The organism is Xanthobacter sp. NM-59 (genome assembly GCF_021401125.1).
Lineage (GTDB): Bacteria > Pseudomonadota > Alphaproteobacteria > Rhizobiales > Xanthobacteraceae > Xanthobacter.
Genome location: NZ_JACBFQ010000004.1, coordinates 278,228 through 296,453, shown reverse-complemented (window position 1 = coordinate 296,453; position 18,226 = coordinate 278,228). Strand labels below are relative to the sequence as shown.

General features: G+C 63.0%; 15 protein-coding genes. 8 read left to right on the top strand and 7 right to left on the bottom strand.

The genetic code is table 11. The annotated features are described in order from the left end of the window. Nucleotides 1–13 precede the first annotated feature (13 nt). The 8 genes from trbE to L0966_RS10785 are packed head-to-tail and all read left to right on the top strand — an operon-like array spanning nt 14 to nt 8,223. Nucleotides 14–2,452, top strand: a complete 2,439-nt coding sequence (gene trbE / locus L0966_RS10820) for a conjugal transfer protein TrbE (RefSeq protein ID WP_234051896.1) — start codon at nt 14–16, stop codon at nt 2,450–2,452. Continuing rightward, complete coding sequence (gene trbJ, locus L0966_RS10815) at nt 2,449–3,225, top strand: P-type conjugative transfer protein TrbJ (RefSeq protein ID WP_234051895.1); 777 nt, start codon at nt 2,449–2,451, stop codon at nt 3,223–3,225. Before trbE ends, trbJ begins: the two co-directional genes overlap by 4 nt. Before the next feature lie 10 nt (nt 3,226–3,235). After that, entirely contained in the window at nt 3,236–3,637 is a 402-nt protein-coding gene (gene trbK-alt / locus L0966_RS10810) for a putative entry exclusion protein TrbK-alt (RefSeq protein WP_234051894.1), read from the top strand. Nucleotide 3,638: 1 nt separating this feature from the next. Next, a complete protein-coding gene (trbL, locus tag L0966_RS10805; protein ID WP_234051893.1) occupies nt 3,639–4,994 on the top strand; it encodes a P-type conjugative transfer protein TrbL in 1,356 nt (451 codons plus the stop codon). 2 nt (nt 4,995–4,996) lie between these two features. Further along, complete coding sequence (trbF, locus tag L0966_RS10800; protein WP_234051892.1) at nt 4,997–5,680, top strand: conjugal transfer protein TrbF; 684 nt, start codon at nt 4,997–4,999, stop codon at nt 5,678–5,680. Continuing rightward, complete coding sequence (trbG, locus tag L0966_RS10795; RefSeq protein WP_234051891.1) at nt 5,677–6,729, top strand: P-type conjugative transfer protein TrbG; 1,053 nt, start codon at nt 5,677–5,679, stop codon at nt 6,727–6,729. The genes trbF and trbG overlap by 4 nt, the downstream gene beginning before the upstream one ends. After that, nucleotides 6,726–7,982: a TrbI/VirB10 family protein gene (locus tag L0966_RS10790; protein ID WP_234051890.1), complete on the top strand. Its 1,257-nt coding sequence runs from the start codon at nt 6,726–6,728 to the stop codon at nt 7,980–7,982. Before trbG ends, L0966_RS10790 begins: the two co-directional genes overlap by 4 nt. Before the next feature lies 1 nt (nt 7,983). Then, nucleotides 7,984–8,223 carry a DUF2274 domain-containing protein gene (locus L0966_RS10785; protein ID WP_234051889.1) on the top strand — a complete coding sequence of 80 codons (240 nt, stop codon included), beginning with the start codon at nt 7,984–7,986 and terminating at the stop codon, nt 8,221–8,223. Here the strand turns inward: L0966_RS10785 and L0966_RS10780 are convergent. The 7 genes from L0966_RS10780 to L0966_RS10750 all read right to left on the bottom strand — a co-directional run bounded on the left by L0966_RS10780 (nt 8,156) and on the right by L0966_RS10750 (nt 18,034). Next, entirely contained in the window at nt 8,156–9,115 is a 960-nt protein-coding gene (locus L0966_RS10780) for a LysR family transcriptional regulator (RefSeq protein ID WP_234051888.1), read from the bottom strand. The two genes, L0966_RS10785 and L0966_RS10780, sit on opposite strands and share 68 nt — an antisense overlap. Nucleotides 9,116–9,425: 310 nt before the next feature. After that, entirely contained in the window at nt 9,426–10,058 is a 633-nt protein-coding gene (locus tag L0966_RS10775; protein WP_234051887.1) for a response regulator transcription factor, read from the bottom strand. Next, a complete protein-coding gene (locus L0966_RS10770; RefSeq protein ID WP_234051886.1) occupies nt 10,058–11,122 on the bottom strand; it encodes a sensor histidine kinase in 1,065 nt (354 codons plus the stop codon). The genes L0966_RS10775 and L0966_RS10770 overlap by 1 nt, the downstream gene beginning before the upstream one ends. Before the next feature lie 90 nt (nt 11,123–11,212). Further along, nucleotides 11,213–11,911 (bottom strand): MgtC/SapB family protein, encoded by a 699-nt coding sequence (locus tag L0966_RS10765; protein WP_234051885.1) that lies wholly within the window; start codon nt 11,909–11,911, stop codon nt 11,213–11,215. A gap of 87 nt (nt 11,912–11,998) precedes the next feature. Further along, on the bottom strand, nt 11,999–14,158 hold the full coding sequence (locus L0966_RS10760; RefSeq protein ID WP_370640705.1) for a carbohydrate porin: 2,160 nt from the start codon (nt 14,156–14,158) through the stop codon (nt 11,999–12,001). 561 nt (nt 14,159–14,719) lie between these two features. Beyond that, nucleotides 14,720–17,434, bottom strand: a complete 2,715-nt coding sequence (gene mgtA / locus L0966_RS10755) for a magnesium-translocating P-type ATPase (RefSeq protein WP_234051884.1) — start codon at nt 17,432–17,434, stop codon at nt 14,720–14,722. Nucleotides 17,435–17,737: 303 nt separating this feature from the next. Next, complete coding sequence (locus tag L0966_RS10750; RefSeq protein ID WP_234051883.1) at nt 17,738–18,034, bottom strand: hypothetical protein; 297 nt, start codon at nt 18,032–18,034, stop codon at nt 17,738–17,740. Nucleotides 18,035–18,226 lie beyond the last annotated feature (192 nt).

The window sequence follows — 18,226 nt, the reverse complement described above, 5'->3', positions numbered from 1 at the left end:
GGAGGGCGTCGCCATGATGAACCTCGCCGAATACCGCAACCGCAACAGCCGGCTCGCCGATTTCCTGCCTTGGGTGGCGCTGGTGGGCTCCGGCGTCGTCCTCAACAAAGACGGCAGCTTCCAGCGCACCGCGCAGTTCCGCGGCCCTGATCTGGACTCGGCCGTGCCCGCCGAGCTGGTCGCAGTCGCTGGCCGTCTCAACAACGCCTTTCGCCGCCTTGGCTCCGGCTGGGCGATTTTTGTCGAGGCGCAACGCCACCCGTCGAACCGCTATCCCGACAGCCGCTTTCCCGATCCCGCCTCGGCGCTGGTCGATGCCGAGCGCAAAGCGGACTTCGAGGAAGCCGGCGCGCATTTCGAGTCGAGCTATTTCCTGACCTTCACCTATCTGCCGCCGGCCGAAGACGCCGCACGGGCGGAAACCTGGCTCTATGAGGGGCGGGAAAAGTCGGGCCTCGACCCCAACGAAGTGATGACCGGCTTCACCGATCGCACCGATCGCATCCTGCGCCTGGTCGAAGCCTTTATGCCCGAATGCCGCTGGCTCGATGACGCGGAGACGCTCACCTATCTCCATAGCTGCGTCTCGACCAAACGGCATCGTGTCCGCGTCCCCGAAACGCCGATCTACCTCGATGCGCTGCTCGCCGATCAGCCGCTGACCGGCGGGCTCGAACCGCGCCTGGGCGCCTCGCATCTGCGCATCCTCACCATTACCGGATTTCCAACGGCGACGACGCCGGGCCTGCTCGACGAGCTGAACCGCCTCGCATTTCCCTATCGCTGGTCGACGCGCGCGATCCTGCTCGACAAGACCGACGCGACCAAGCTGCTGACCAAGATCCGCCGCCAATGGTTCGCCAAGCGCAAGTCGATCGCCGCGATCGTCAAGGAGGTGATGACCAACGAGGCATCCGTCCTGGTCGACACCGACGCTGCGAACAAGGCCGCCGATGCCGACCTCGCGCTCCAGGAACTCGGCGCCGACTATGCCGGCATGGCCTATGTCACCGCGACGGTGACGGTGTGGGATGACGATCCGCGCATCGCCGACGAGAAGCTGCGGCTAGTCGAGAAGGTCATCCAGGGCCGTGACTTCACCGCCATGGCCGAGACCATCAATGCGGTGGACGCCTGGCTCGGATCATTGCCCGGCCACGTTTACGCGAACGTCCGCCAGCCTCCGATCTCCACCCTCAATCTCGCCCACATGATCCCGCTCTCGGCGGTGTGGGCGGGGCCGGAACGGGACGAGCATTTTGCAGCGCCCCCTCTGCTCTTCGGCAAGACCGAAGGCTCGACCCCGTTCCGGCTTTCGCTTCACGTCGGCGACGTCGGACACACGCTGATCGTCGGCCCGACCGGCGCGGGCAAGTCCGTGCTGCTGGCGCTGATGGCGCTCCAGTTCCGACGCTATGCGCGCTCGCAGGTGTTTGCCTTCGACTTCGGCGGCTCGATCCGAGCAGCCGCGCTCGGCATGGGCGGCGACTGGCATGACCTCGGTGGTGATCTCAGCGACGGCGCGATCGACAGCGTCAGCCTTCAGCCGCTCGCGCGCGTTCACGACGTGCCCGAGCGTGCCTGGGCCGGCGATTGGATCGTATCGATCCTGACCCGCGAGGGCGTGGCGATCACGCCCGAGGTGAAGGAGCATATCTGGACGGCGCTGACCTCGCTGGCATCGGCGCCCGTCGAGGAGCGCACGATCACCGGCCTGGTGGTGCTGCTCCAGTCGAACGACCTGAAGCAGGCGCTCCGGCCCTATTGCGTAGGCGGTCCCTATGGCCGGTTGCTCGACGCCGAGCGCGAGCATCTTGGATCGGCGTTCGTCCAAGCATTCGAGACGGAAGGCCTGATAGGCACCGGCGCGGCGCCGGCGGTCCTCTCCTATCTGTTTCACCGCATCGAAGACCGGCTCGACGGCTCGCCGACCCTCCTTATCATCGACGAAGGCTGGCTGGCGCTCGACGATGACGGCTTCGCCGGCCAGCTCCGCGAATGGCTGAAGACGCTGCGCAAGAAGAACGCCAGCGTCATCTTCGCCACGCAATCGCTCAGCGACATCGACGGCTCGGCGATCGCTCCGGCCATCATCGAGAGCTGCCAGACCCGGCTTCTCCTGCCGAACGAGCGCGCGATCGAGCCGCAGATCACGGCGATCTACCGCCGCTTCGGCCTCAACGATCGCCAGATCGAGATCATCGCCCGGGCCATGCCGAAGCGCGACTACTACTGCCAGTCGCGCCGCGGCAACCGGCTGTTCGAGCTCGGGCTATCCGACGTCGCGCTCGCACTCTGCGCCGCGTCGTCGAAGACCGACCAAGCGGCCATCGCCCGCATCGTCGCCGAACACGGCCCCAACGGTTTCCTCGCCGCCTGGCTCGCTCACCGGGAGGTCGGCTGGGCCTCCGATCTCATCCCCACGCTCACCAACAAGGAGACGTCCCAATGAAACTGCGCCATTCACTTGGCCGCCGGCTTGCTGCCGCGCTGCTTATCGCTCCCGTTGCGCTCGCGCCCATGCTGGCGACGCCGGCGTATGCTCAATTCGGCTTCGGTGGAATCGTATTCGATCCGTCGAACTATGCGCAGAACGTGCTGACGGCCGCGCGCTCGCTCCAGCAGATCACCAACCAGATCACCTCGCTTCAGAACGAAGCGCAGATGCTGATCAATCAGGCCCGCAATCTGGCGAGCTTGCCTTACTCGTCGCTGCAACAGCTTCAGCAGTCGGTTCAGCGCACGCAGCAGCTCCTCAATCAGGCGCAGAATATCGCCTACGACGTCCAGCAGATCGACCGGGTGTTCCAGCAGAAATACGGGAACGTCTCGCTCTCGTCGTCCGATCAGCAGCTCGTCGCCGACGCCCGCTCGCGCTGGCAAAACACGGTTGGCGGCCTGCAGGACGCCATGCGCGTGCAGGCCGGCGTCGTCGGCAACATCGACACCAACCGCACGCAGATGTCCGCGCTGGTCGGCCAGAGCCAGGGCGCGACAGGCGCGCTGCAGGCGACGCAGGCCGGCAACCAGCTCCTCGCGCTCCAGGCGCAGCAGCTCGCCGATCTCACCGCCGTCGTGGCGGCGAACGGTCGGGCGCAGGCCTTGCAGTCGGCCGAGCAGGCGGCCGCCGCCGAGCAAGGCCGCGAGCAGCGCCGGCGTTTCCTGACGCCGGGCTCGGGCTATCAGCCTGGCAACGCCCGCATGTTCCCCAATAGCGGCAACTGAGGTCGGGGGGATGGACGGCAAGACCCTCGCTCGCGTCGGCGCCATCGTCTTCGTCGCGGTCGCTGTCACGGCGACCGCGATCGAGATGACCCGCAAGGACGTTGCGCCGGACGCCCTCGCGACGCAGGGCCGTCCGGTCTCCGCACAAGATCCTCTCGCCGCCGAATTGCTTCGCTGCTCGGAGATCGGCGAGGCTGGCGCACGCGATCCCGCCTGCCTAAAAGCATGGGCCGAGAACCGCCGCCGCTTCCTCGGGCAACCAGTCCCGACATCCTCACCGGCGCGGGTCGAGCCGACCACGCTATTTCCAAGCGCGCCAGCGTCGGCCGATCCTGTCCATAAGGACGCAGCACCAGCGGAATTGAGCGGGCCAGCGGCCCAAGCCGAGCCCGCCCGACCGGAGGTTCGCTGACATGGGCGGCACCGGCGTCATCGACCATTTCCTTGAGGTCTTCACCCGCTACATCGACGGCGGATTCGGGCTGCTCGGCGGCGAAGTCGGTTTCATCGCCACCACTTTGATCGTCATCGACGTCACGCTTGCCGCACTCTTCTGGTCATGGGGCGCCGACGACGACATCATGGCGAGGCTGGTCAAGAAGACGCTCTTCGTCGGTGTCTTCGCCTACCTGATCTCCAACTGGAACAATCTCGCCCGCATCGTCTTCGAGAGCTTCGCGGGCCTCGGCCTGAAGGCGTCGGGCACCGGCTTCGCCGTCAGCGATCTCATGCGCCCCGGCAAGGTGGCGCAGACCGGTCTAGATGCCGGCCGCCCGCTGCTCGACTCCATCTCCAGCCTCATGGGCTACTGGTCGTTTTTCGAGAACTTCATCCAGATCGCCTGCATGTTTTTCGCCTGGGCGCTGGTGCTGCTCGCGTTTTTCATCCTCGCGATCCAGCTCTTCGTCACCCTGATCGAGTTCAAGCTGACCACGCTCGCCGGCTTCGTTCTCATTCCCTTCGGCCTGTTCGGCAAATCCGCCTTCATGGCCGAGCGCGTGCTGGGCAACGTCATCTCCTCCGGCATCAAGGTGCTGGTGCTGGCCGTCATCATCGGCATCGGCTCGACGCTGTTCTCCGAGTTCACCTCGGGCTTCAACGGCGCAACGCCATCGATTGACGATGCTATGGCGATCGTGCTTGCCGCGCTGTCGCTGCTTGGTCTCGGCATCTTCGGTCCCGGCATCGCCAACGGCCTTATCTCCGGTGGCCCTCAGCTCGGCGCCGGCGCGGCGATTGGCACTGGTCTTGCCGCCGGCGGCGTTGTCGCAGCAGGCGCGGCCGCCGCAGGCGCAGTCGTGTCCGGCGGTGCGGCTCTTGCTGGGGGCGCTGCCGCCGCGGCCCGTGGAGGTGCAGCCCTCGCCGGCGGAGCCTCGACCGCCTACAGCCTAGGCGCGGCCGGACAGTCGGGTGCATCAGGTGTCGCGTCGGGCCTCGGCAGTGTTGCCAGCACCGGCGCGAAGGCGGCGGTCTCACCGCTGAAGCGTGCCGCCGGCCGCGCTGCCGATAGCCTGAAGCAGAGCTATCAGGCCGGTGGTCAGGCCGCGACGGAGATCGCCACGGGCGCATCCGGCGCTCCGACGACAGCCGCCGCTGAGGCCGCATCTCCGGGAGCCGCGTCTTCTACCGGCGACGGCCCGCCGGCGTGGGCGAAGCGCATGAAGCGCTCGCAGCAAATGTCCCACGGCGTCTCCGCGGCCGCCCACGCCGTGCGCAGCGGCGACAGCCATGGCGGCGGCTCCTCCGTCAACCTTTCCGAAAGCAACTGACAATGTTCAAACGACCATCCACCCATTATGGCAAAGCCCCCCAGCCCGAGACGCCCTATCAGCGCGCCGCGCAGGTCTGGGACGATCGCATAGGCTCCGCCCGCGTGCAGGCCCGCAACTGGCGCTATATGGCCTTCGGCTCATTGGCGCTCGCGGGCGGGCTTGCGGCTGCGCTGGTCTGGCAGTCAGCCAACGGCTCGATCGTGCCTTGGGTGGTGCAGGTTGACCGGCTCGGCCAGGCGCAGGCGGTCGCGCCGGCGACCGCCGACTATCAGCCAAACGATCCGCAGATCGCCTTCTACCTCGCACGCTTCATCGAGCAGGTCCGCTCAATCCCGTCCGACGCCATCATCGTGCGGCAGAACTGGCTGCGCGCCTATGATTTCACGACACAGGGCGGCGCGCTCGCGCTCAATGACTATGCCCGCGCCAACGACCCGTTCACCAAGGTCGGCAAGCAGCAAATCGCGATCGAGGTGTCCTCGGTCATCCGCGCCTCGCCGTCGAGCTTTCGCATCGCCTGGATCGAGCGCCGCTATCAGGACGGCTCGCTGGCTTCCACCGAAAGCTGGTCCGCCATCCTCACCGTTGTCGTGCAGCCACCGCGCGATGCCGACACGCTGCGGAAGAATCCCCTCGGAATCTACATCAACGCTATCAACTGGTCGAAGGAGCTTGGACAATGACACCGACCTTCCGCAAAGCCGGGAGGCCGGCTTTCCTCAACTGCGCAATTCCGTGTTTCCGTAAGTCCGGCTTGCCGCTTCTCCTGCTTTGCACATCGGCTCTCGCCGGCTGTGCCACCCATACCCCGCCGCCGGAGATCTCCTACGACAATGCGGCCCCGGCCGTGCAAACGTCCGATCCCCCAGCGCCGGTCAGGGTGGTGGAATTGCCCAAGCCGCTCCCGCTGCCCGGCCAACTGAAGCCCGTCGGCAAGGACGGCAAACCGGAGCCGGAACCGGCCGATCCCGCCGCGCGCGTCAACCAGGCCAACGCCGCCGCGCGCGTCCAGCCCGTCCGCAACGGCTTCATCAACTCGATGCAGGTCTATCCGTTCGTCGATGGCGCGCTCTATCAGGTCTATGCCTCGCCCGGGCAGATCACCGACATCGCGCTTCAGCCCGGTGAGCAGCTCGTCGGCTCCGGTCCCGTCGCCGCCGGCGACACCGTGCGCTGGATCATCGGCGACACCGAGAGCGGCGTTGGCGCGGCCAAGCAGATTCATATCCTCGTGAAGCCCACGCGCGCCGAGCTGATGACCAATCTCGTCATCAACACTGACCGACGCACTTACCACATGGAGCTGCGCGCGACACCCTCGACCTACATGGCGTCGGTATCCTGGCAATATCCGCAGGACCAACTCATCGCGCTGCGCCGTCAGAACAGCCAAGCTGAGGCCGCCCAGCCGGTGTCGGGCGGCATCGATCTCGCTCGTGTCAATTTCCGCTACGAGGTGACGGGCGACCGCGCACCGTGGCGGCCGCTGCGCGCCTTCGATGACGGTCGCCAAGTGTTCATCGAATTTCCGCGCGGCATCGGCCAGGGCGAGATGCCGCCGCTGTTCGTGGTCGGGCCGGAGGGCGACACCTCCGAACTCGTGAACTACCGCGTGCGCGGCAACTACATAATCGTGGATCGCTTGTTCGCCGCCGCCGAATTGCGGTTCGGCGCGGGCAAGAGCCAGAAGCGCGTCCGCGTCTCCCGTACCGACGGGAGGCCGGCATCGTGAGCGACGAACTCGATCCCGAAAAGGAAGAAGGCCGGGCGCTGGGTTCGGCGGCCCAAGCTCAACCGACCGACGATGACGCTCGGCCGCTGACCGGCGAGCCAGCCGCGACGATGCGCCTGCGCGCCGAACCGCCGCGCGTGACCCGCCTGTCTCGCAAGGTGCTGGCTGGTCTGGGGCTCGCTGCAAGCCTCGGTGTGGGCGGGGCGCTGATCTATGCGCTTCAGACCCGACACGGCGGCCAGGGCCAAGAGCTGTACTCGACGGACAACCGCTCTACACCGGACGGGCTGGCTGGATTACCGAAGGATTATTCCGGCGTCCCGAAGCTCGGCCCACCGCTGCCTGGCGACCTTGGCCGCCCGATCCTGAATGCGCAGAATGGCGGCACTGTGCCGCCGATTGGCGTGCCGGCGACAGGCCCTGTGGGGCCGAGCCCGGAGGAACAACGCCGGGCCCAGGAGCTGGAGGCTGCGCGGACCGCTCGGCTGTTCGCCTCGACCGAGACTCGGCCCGCCAGTGCCGCGGCCTCGGCGCAACCGTCCGCGACCACCACGCCCCCGGCCGATCTCGCTAGCCTCGGCCTAGCGCCGCAGCCGGCGACGCCCTCGGCGCAGGACCGCCAGCTCGCATTCCTCAACCAGGCGCCCGACAAGCGCACCGTCTCGCCCGATCGCGTTGCTGCGCCGGCCTCGAAGAATGTCCTGCAGGCGGGCGCTGTGATCGCAGCAGCCCTCATCACCGGCATCCGCTCAGACCTGCCAGGTCAGATCACCGCGCAGGTGACGGAGAACATCTATGATAGTCCGACCGGCAAGATCCTGCTCGTGCCCCAGGGCACGCGCGTCGTCGGGCAGTATGACAACGGCGTCGGCTTCGGTCAGCGGCGCATTCTCCTCGTCTGGAACCGGCTGATTTTCCCCAATGGCCGCTCCATCGTGCTGGAGCGTCAGCCTGGTGCGGACGCAGAGGGTTACGCCGGCCTCGAGGATGGCGTCGACTATCACTGGGGCGAACTGTTCAAGGCCGCTGCACTCTCCACGATTCTGAGCATCGGTGCAGAGGCAGGCTCGTCGGGCCAGGACAGCGACATCGTGCGCGCTCTGCGTCAGGGAGCCTCGAACAGCGTCAGCCAGACCGGGCAGCAGATCGTCCAACGTCAGCTCAACATCGCGCCGACGCTAACTATCCGACCGGGCTTCCCGGTTCGCGTGCTCGTCACGCGTGATCTCGTCCTCGAACCCTACGGAGGCTGAGATGGCCAAGCTGAAATTGGGGCCGATCGTCGACGACAAACCGGTGAAGGTCACGGTGGAGTTACCGGCAAGCCTGCATCGCGACCTAACGGCCTACGCAGAAATTCTCGGCCGCGAAGCGAGGCAACCGCCGGCCGATCCCGTTCGCCTCATCGCTCCGATGCTGGAGCGGTTCATAGCCACGGATCGGGGATTTGCGAAAGCGAGGAAGTCAAAAGAACTGCCGAAACCGTCTGCATGATTGTGGCGGCAGCCGAGCGCGACATTGAACGCGCAAGACTGAGGAGGCGGCGCCAGGCCGGGTTATCATTCCGCGGCGACCACACCGCGCAGAACGGCAGAACCTCGCCGGCAAGCTGCCGATAGGCAGTTCCCGGAAACTGAGCCGCCGTCCCGGCCTCGCTCATGACCGTGACGCCTTGGCCGATCGCCACAAGCGACAGGAGATTGTCCCTCCCGACGTATTGGGTATCGATTTCGGGGTGACGCCCAAGATCGGCGAGGCGTTGAACCAAATAGTCGTGAATTTCCGATCCAGGGGCAACGTCACTTACAATGAATCTCTCGTCCACAAGATCACGCCAGCCAAGCTCCGATTTCTCAGAGAGAGGATGATCGCTGGGAAGTACGGCGAATACTCGCTCGGACCAAAGTTGCTCTGTTTCACAGTCCGACCACCGTGTGGTTCCCGTAATAAAAGCCACATCGAGTTGAAGTCGCCGGATCGAGGCAACGTGATCCGCAGGATCGCCGTCAAAAAATTCGACCCGTACACTTGCATGCTCCTTGCCGTAGGCTCCCAGCAGATCGGACAGGAATCCAGACGCGAGCGACGAAAAGATGCCGACCTTAATATGCCCCCGCTCGGAGCGACCTATGGCGGCCACATCCTTCGCGCCGCAGTCGATCTGTTGAAGTGCTTTGCGTGCTCGACGCACAAACTGCTGTCCTGCCAAAGTCAGGCAGACGCCGCCGTTGTGCCTCTGAAATAGGGAAGCGCCGAGTTCGTCTTCGAGATCGCGAACGCGACGGCTGATCGCCGATTCCTGTATTCCCAAGGCCGAGGCCGCCTTTCGGAAGCTGCCATATTCGGCCGCCGCAAGAAAATACCGGATCTGGCGGAATTCAAGCATCGGTCAATTGCGACCGAGATCTATTCGAAATGATTCCTGGCCTCGCGGCGGTCCATCGTCCGCTCGTTGCGAGCATCGCTCTGTAAGCACCATCTACCACGACCATCGCGCCCCGACCGCAGCTAAGGCAAGACCTCCCGATTCTCACCCTAGAATAGACGGATACAGACGCTCATGGGCCGATGATCTTATATAGCTTCGATATACCAACATATCTTCGAAATATACCGTGTTCTGAAAGGGTGGGTTGGCATGCCCGCGCAGATCGCGCACCAGTTCGCGGTGCAGGGGCTCTCCTCTCAGTCGGGATTCAAACGCTCAAACTGTCCGACATTCTAACAAGGTCAATAATCGTCTTGGCCTGCATCTTCTGCATGAGATGGCTACGGCGAACCTTCACCGTGATCTCGCTAACATTCAGGTCGGCGGCGATTTGTTTATTGAGGAGGCCCTTTACAACGAGCTTGAAAACGTCTCGTTCGCCGGGCGTCAATGTCTCCCAACGCGCTTTCAAATCCAGCGAACGCGCTTCGCTCTCGCGCCTTCGCCGGTCTTTTTCGATCGCTTGTTGGATAGCATCCAGCAGGTCTTGGTCGCGAAACGGCTTGGTCAAGAACTCGAAGGCGCCATTCTTGATGGCGTTCACGCCCATCGTGATGTCCCCATGCCCCGTGATGAATATCGTCGGCAGATGAATGCCGTATTCAGGCATTTGCCGATGAAAATCGGTCCCGCTTTGTCCGGGCATTCTCACATCGAGCAGCAGGCAGCCGGGCGCGTCCGGCATGGAGCTTTCCAGAAATTCGGCAACCGAGCTATACGAGCGCACCTGTAGCCCAACGGATGCGAGCAAATCTTCGAGCGCGGCGCGAACGGACCGATCGTCATCGATGACATAGACGATGGGCTGCGGCCGCGAATCCGCCGTCGGTTCGTTTTTCATCAGGCTGCCTCCATGTGGCGCGGCAGGCGCACCTCAAATACGGTCCCCCCTCCAGGGACTGGAGCCGCGGAAATCTGTCCGCCATTCGCTTCAACGATCGTCTGACTGATGGTAAGGCCAAGACCCATGCCTCCCTCTTTCGTCGTCCAGAAGGCGTCAAAGAGGTGCTCACGAGCTCCCGGCGCCAGACCGGTGCCGGAATCGGCCACCGCGAGAACGATCGCATCCCGTCCATCCTGCGAGGCGGCAATTCGCAGACGACGCTCGGGCAATGCGCGGTCCGACATCGCCTCGGTCGCATTGAGGACGAGATTGCTGATGACCTGCTGGATCTGGACCCGATCGGCAAAAACACGAGGTAGGCCGTCATGCAGGTCCAGTTGCAAGGCGACGCCGCCACGCTCGATCTCGCCGCGCGACAAGGTCGCGATTTCCATGACAGCTTCCCTGAGGTCGAATGGTTGTCGGCACGGCGCCTCGCCCTTCGAAAGGGCGCGAATGCGCGCGATGACCTGGCTTGCCCGGTTGGCATCGCTGACGATGCGGTCGAGCGCGAGGCGGGCCTTGTCGAGATTTGGCGGCTCCTGGGCAAGCCATCGGGTGCACGCGCCGCCGCTGGCGACGACGGCAGCCAGGGGCTGGTTGACTTCGTGCGCGATCGACGCCGACAGTTGACCGAGCGTCGTGACCCGCGCAATTCGCAAAAGCCGATCGCGCGCCTCCAGCGCCTCGGCCTTCGCAGCCACCATCCTTAAACTGAGATAGGTTGTAACGCCGATGGCAACGATACTAATCCCGGTATTGACGATGCCGACCTCATACGCACCGGAGTGGGTCAAGAAAAAACTGATCAGGGTCAGCGCGACACAAATGCAAGCGAGGGCCACTACAGCCGTACCAGACAAGATGCGTGTCGCAACGAGAATGACCGCTGTGTAGAATACGGCCGCTGCGATGGCGTAGTCCGTGACCGTATCGGCGATGAAAATGCCGGCCATCGCAACGCCCATCGCGATCAACGTTAGCGCCGATCCGGGACGTATATCATTAGCGATCTTGAGCATTGTTCACCTTCTCGATCAACTTACCTACTTTCAATATTCTTCCCTGAAGAATCTACTCCGCCGTGTACCTAGATAACTATTGCTTCTCGGTCACTCGCCTGGCTCGAACCGCCACCGAGCAGATGTTACCAGCGGCTCCAGACTGAGACGACCGATAATCTGTTCCAAAAGGCGATCCTGCCGAGTGTCGGCTCGCACTGTCGCGCTCACCTGGACTCGGTTTGTGTCCTCGATATTCGTGCTTTCGAGGTCGCGGATGTGCAGCGCACCGGCGAGATCGCGAAGGAGAAGCGCCCGAACATGCGCCTCAGCCTCTCCATGGCAGATGATGCTGATCGCATATGCGCTGTCCAACGGGCTTGCGGCGAATGACTGGCGCTCAACGAGGCGAACGAGCGGGCGCAGAACTCCGTTGACGGCGATGACGAACGTCGTCGCAATCAATGCATGAAAGAAAAATCCGGCCCCACACAGCGCGCCGATCGCGGCGGAGCACCACAGCGTCGCGGCGGTGTTGAGCCCGCGCACATTCAACCCTTCCTTGAAGATGATGCCGGCGCCCATAAAGCCGATGCCGGAAACAATCTGGGCCGCAACGCGCGTCGGGCTCGCGTCGCCGGGGAACAGCCCGGCAAAGAGGACGAAGATGGCCGCGCCGAGCGCGACGAGGGTATTGGTTCGTAGCCCGGCCAGGCGCTGGCGCCATTGCCGCTCGAAGCCGATCAAGCCGCCAAGAAGGAATGCGCCCCCGAGCGTGAGTGCGGTGTGGCCAAGGCTTTGCCAATCCATCTGAATGTGTTCCCATCTCGTTGTGTCGGTCGCGTCCTCCCGACGCGCAAGCCCGCGCTATTGCTGGAATTGCCACTCCACTCGCTGTCAGAATTCGGCGTGGGCGCGAAGCGACAGAATCGAGGCTGGTCCGCGGTCGGCGTTGTAGGCGGGGTTTGCAACAAACTGATAGTCGAAGGTGACGGTGCTCCAGCCGTTGACCCGCAAGGCGTAATACGCCTCGACGATCGACTCGTGGCCGTAGCGCAGTCGCCCATCACCGATCAGCAACCCCGTGCCTCCGGCGGCGAGGAAGTTACGATGTGCACTTGAGAGGCCGTTGACCGCAGCACCGACCCCGATCGTGTCCGTGGGTCGTCCCCATGCAGAACCCTTTAGGGAGAAACCACCGGAAATGCTGCGGTCGATGTCCGTGAAGGAGAGGATTTCGGTGCGGCCGTCGTTCCAGCTTGCACGGGCGAAAAGCCCGAGGTCAGCTGTTAAAGCCTGTTCGATATTTCCATAAAAGCCATACTTATTCTGATTGCGACGCAGGGCCGTCATCGCATCGTTGATATCTGTTTGAGGGCTCGCTTGCGCGAGGTTGATAGCGTCGCGATACGCGCCGGTGTAACCACGGTTGATGAAAGCGCCGATCCGAACCTTACCCGGCTGCCCGAACAGGCTGTGCCGTTCCTCGAACTCGACGGCGCCACCGCCGCCCCCATTGAAGACCAAAACATCACTGTTCGGCTCCCTGGGCACTTGGAAGGCCCCGGCTCGCACAGCCCAATCCTTACGGTTCAGCTCGATGACCGCACCGCGCGTCATACCGGGAAGGTCGGCGGGGAAGTCATAGGCCCCCGACGACCAGATGGCCCAATTCATGAAATCCGCGCGCGGATCCTTGGCATAGGCATTCGCGTCGAAGAAATCGCCAACCGCGAAACGACCAACCGTGACAGTGACGCGATCGATGTCGCGTCGCCCCGCCAGTTGCAGGGGGCCGTCTGCGACATCCTCCTGCTCGCCACCAAGACCGAATGTCTGCTGAAGATAGTAGCGCTGTGGCCGAAATTTCGGAAATTCCGCGCCGCCTTTTTGCGCTTCTCCATTTGGAAAGCCTGCGAGTCCGAGCGTCCCGTTCAGCCCGAAGCCTTGGGCTAGCTCGGGATTGAAATAGAACGCACCACCGTCCCAAAGCCGCACGCCAAGAAATGCGTCCGCGGTCCACGTCTCACGAATTTGCCCACCACCGGGCAGGCTGGCGCTGGAAGCGTAGGGGGAACGAATCGCGGGATAGCCTTGGGCGATGAATGTGGTCTGGCCATGAATATTCCAGTCCGGCGACATTTCGACAGTTGCCGGTGGTCTTGGGAGTGTCGAGGTCACATCGCCCAGTCGGTAGTTCAGGCCAAGCGTGAACCTCTGGGTTCGGGGGTGGACGGACACATCGCGCAGTCCGGCACCATCGAGTCGATAGGTCGAGGAAGCCAGATCGAGGTAGTCGTACTGGACGCGTGCCGTCCATGGTCCGCCCAAGGCCATTTCGACACCTGCGCCTGCCGTCCACCCAGCGTGCCAGCGCCCCAGTTTTGACAAAACGCTGCCGTCATCGCCATTGATGTCGACGTTCGTTCGTGCCCAAGCGAGGCCTCCCGTTGCATAGGGGAGGAATGGGCCAAAAGCATAGCCGATCCTGCCACGCACCGTCCCCACGACATCCAGGGATGTGTTGAAGGGAGCCGGTATCCGTCGCGTCTCATCGGGCGGGCTCACAAAAGTGACATCGGCTTCCGCGCCGAGCACCCAACGATCGCTGGCCTGAAAGTTGTAGCCTCCCTGAAAGCCGCCGATCATTCCTGTCACCGTAGGCGGCAGGCCAACGGACTGATTCAAGACCGGGTTCGTTCCCGGGCCAAGGCTGCCAGCCCCGAAACCGGTGTGTCCGCCAAAGTAGACGCCCGACCAGTCGGGCCCGCCCGATTCCATCTTATTGTCACGCGAGGCCCCCGGTGCCTTCGTTGGCATCGCCAGGATGGGTTGCGGTCCACTAGTGTTGAGCCGTGCCGCATCCGGATGGCCGGGAGTCGTTTGAAGTTCTTGCGCGTGCGCTTTGGTTACCTGAAGAACCGCTACAAGACCGAGCGCCAGCAAGTAGAAAGCGATCACCATCAGTCGGCAAAAAAGAACCCGACGACGCCTGAAAATCTTCAGTCCGGTGGTGATAGTGAAATTGGGAAGTCCGTGGGTCGTAAAATAAGTCATGGGCTACTCCTGGCGTCGGGTTGCGAGAGCGCCCGGCGCCAATAGCCGCGAGCTGCCCTCCTAGTTTTCTCGTGAATTCAAACGGCGTGAGTTGTTGGTCGCGCCGCGGCTAGATGGGTCGTCCATTTGAAGCTCCTTGCTGATCGAAGTCCGGTTCAGGTCCGGGCCTCGTGCTTTGTTTCCATGCAAGCGGTCGTTTTGCGCTTGTGTGGCTCACCAGCGGCAACGCCGCATTCGCGATATCGCCGCTCTGTTCAACCGTGCGCTGCAACGCAGCAGGAATCTGAGCTTGGAACCGTCCAGCAGACGGCGACGAGCAAGGTGAACGGCCGCATGCGTCACGAACATCGCCAAGACCGCCAAAGCCCAACACAAACGTCTGTCCAACCGATTCCGAAGCGACGACCTGGCATCGCCCGGCTCGCGATTGTGGGGCGGACGCGGCGCTTGTCGCCTCGGCGGTGGCGGCCCTTGTCGGGGGCAGTCTCCAGCCTGCGGCGGCGCAAATCTCAGGATCAACGGTGATGTGGACATGATCAGGACCTCTCATGCGCTTGGCCGTCAGAACCATTGTCCGAACCGGCGGATGTAGACGGTCTTCATCAGTTGAGCGACGAGGCAGTAGCAGAGCAGCGTTCCGGCCAGCCACGGGAAGTAAGCGATAGGCAGGGGCTGCAATCCGATGGCTGCTCCCAGCGGAGAGAACGGCAAATAGATCCCCAGTACGCAGATGACGCTCGACATCAGCAAGACCGGCAAAGCCGCTGTGCTGTTGACGAAGGGAATCTTCTGGGTACGCAGCATGTGGACCACGAGCGTTTGAGAAAGCAGGCCCTCGATGAACCAGCCCGACTGAAAGAGCGATTGATGCTCCGGGCTATTGGCGGCAAAGACGAACCACATCAGAGCGAACGTCGTGATGTCGAAGATCGAGGACGTCGGCCCGATCCAGATCATGAAACGGCCGACATTCTTGGCATCCCACTTCCGCGGTTTGCTGAGAAACTCTTTGTCCATGTGATCCCAAGGCAGCGCCAATTGGGAAATGTCGTACATCAGGTTTTGAACGAGTAAATGGATCGACAGCATCGGCAGGAACGGAATGAATGCGCTCGCCACCAGCACCGAAAACACGTTTCCGAAGTTGGAGCTGGCGGTCATGTTGAGGTATTTCATGATGTTGCCGAAGGTTTCGCGCCCCTTCAGCACACCCTCCTCAAGAACCATCAGGCTCTTCTCGAGCAGGATGATATCGGCCGACTCCTTCGCAATATCGGCGCCGCTATCGACGGAAATGCCGACATCGGCATCGCGCAGCGCCGGGGCGTCATTGATGCCGTCACCGAGAAATCCGACGGTATGACCGTTCGCCTGAAGCGCCTGCAATACACGCGACTTCTGGAGCGGAGTGAGCTTCGCGAAGATCGTCCGCTCCTCGACCAAAACGCGAAGCGCGGTGTCGTCCAATTTTTCTATGTCGCGCCCGAGTACGGCTTGGCCCGGTTCAAGCCCTACTTCACGGCAGATCTTGGCACTCACGACCGCATTGTCGCCCGTAAGAACCTTGACCTTGACGCCATGCTCCGCGAGCGCAGCGATTGCTGGTCCCGCCGTCTCCTTTGGCGGGTCGAAAAAAGTAAGGAACCCCTGAATCGTGAGATCGGCTTCGTCCGCGATGGCATAATGCGTCTTGGCCTCGGACGCCACAAACCCTCGGGTGGCGACGACCAGCACACGGAATCCGTCCTCGTTGTACGCCCGAGCTATCGCAGCCAGATTCTTGCGCTCAACGTCACCAAGGCGGATCAGATCTTTGCCACTTCTGACGTGCGTAGAGATCGACAGCATCTCCTCAACCGCGCCCTTGCAGATGAGCAAGTGATCTCCGTCCTCGCCCTCGACGACCACTGAGAGTCGGCGGCGCACGAAGTCGAACGGAAGTTCATCGACTTTTCGGTAGCTCGCGACCGTGTTCGTGATGGCTGGCTCCGCCCCGGCGAATCGCACGACGGCCTGATCCATCAGGTTCTTCACGCCGCTCTGGTGGTAGCTGTTCAACCAGCCCAACCGGAGAACGTCAGCGTTGGGTTGCCCGGTAACGTCGACGTGGTGCTCCAGAATGATCTTGTCCTGAGTCAGCGTGCCGGTCTTGTCCGTGCAGAGAACATCCATCGCGCCGAAGTTCTGAATGGCGTTGAGTCGCTTCACGACGACTTTGCGCCGCGCCATCGCAACGGCGCCCTTCGCGAGGTTCGAGGAAACGATCATCGGCAACATTTCGGGGGTAAGTCCGACGGCGACGGCAAGGCCGAACAACAGCGCTTCCACCCAGTCGCCTTTGGTCAGGCCGTTGATGACAAAGACGACAGGAACCATGACGAGCATGAAGCGGATGAGCAGCCAGCTCACACTGTTGATGCCGCGATCGAACGCCGTTTGAGCGCGCGATCCGACGATCGCCTTGGCTAACGATCCGAAATAGGTGCGAGCACCCGTGGCAACGACAAGCGCGGTCGCCGTGCCGCTCACGACGTTGGTGCCCATGAAGCAGACGTTGGGCATGTCGAGCGCGTTCATTTCGCTGGACGCTACGCTCGCCGCGGACTTCTCGGCGACAGACCCGAGCGTGTCATACTTCTCAACGGGGATGGCCTCACCGGTGAGCACTGCCTGGCTCACAAACAGATCGCGGGATTCGATCAGCCTCACGTCTGCCGGGATCATATCCCCTGCTGAAAGACGCACGATGTCGCCGGCGACGATCTCTCGCATCGGGATTTCGAATGCTTCGGGATTTGACGTTGCCGATCCTCGACGAAGAACCGTCGCCGTCGTGCGGACCATCGCCTTCAGAGCTTCGGCCGCAGCGCTCGATCGGTACTCCTGAATGAAGCGCATCAAGGCGCTGGCAAGCACCATCACGATGATGATGGTGACTTTTGTTGGATCCGCATCCTCGCCATGTTGAAGCGGAAGCCAGATGTCCGTTACGGCGCTGATCCCAGCCAGGATCAGCAGCACTGCAATGAACGGATTCTTGAAAGCGCCAAAAAATTGAACAACCGCTGGCGGGCGTCGCTCTTGCGCAACCTCATTGGGGCCGTCTTTTGCCAGCCGTTCGATCGCATCTCGGGCAATCAGGCCGTTGCGGTCGCCTTTGACGTTTTCGAAGGTGTCGTCCAACCCATTCTGGGCTTCACGGACCGCCTTCATCGACAGCTTGCGTTCGTCTTTTCCGCGCGGCTTGAGAGCCGCCTTGAGGATGGGGGCATTCATTGGATGAATCTCCTGCCGCAAGCGCCAAGACCATGCCCCTCTCGGCACGGTCTTCGGCGCTTGGGGTCTTGGTCGGCTGAGGGGGTAATGACACCGATGCGTCTTCACGACGCTCGGCATTCGGACCGCGCTTGAGCAGCGCAGCCGCTCTTCACCAGGGAGGGTCCGCACCTTCGCGCGACCGGGCGATTCTGCGCGAGTACGGATCGCCGCCCCGGCGGGGGTGAAGCCCGTCCAGACCGGCGGACACCAGAACCATCGCCGTGCTGGCCTTATGCAGCGTGAGGGAATGCATCACGCGCCTCACGCCGCAAAGCGACCATGCTGGTAAACTGCAAGCAGGAGTCCGGCGCGCTCGATCAATCGGCGCAACCCGCCGCCCGTGTCTAGTTCGGCGTCAAGCATCCAGATGCATTCGAGCCGACCGGTCTCGCCATTGACACGCCACGCCGCGACCAGTCGAGTCCGGTTCGTGCGGGGAGACTTCGTGAAAGGACGGTCACGCTCGCATCGCGGGTCGGCGAATGCGGGATTGCGTTTCGGCGAGGCGATCCGCGAAACGCGGAGCGAAGCCGGCAGAGTAAAAAATTGGAGAGTCATGTCTCACCTCCGTGACGAGCCGCTCGGCCGTCACAGGCGAGACTGATGATTCAGACTCGCGAGAACGACCTGAGCGGCACGCTTGCTCGACTACTGTCGCTTGGCATTGCTCGTTGATCCTCATGCGTCGGCAGCGGGTTGGAGCCGCTTGATGACATTGGCTGGATATCACCGTCATTCCTCGAGTGACAG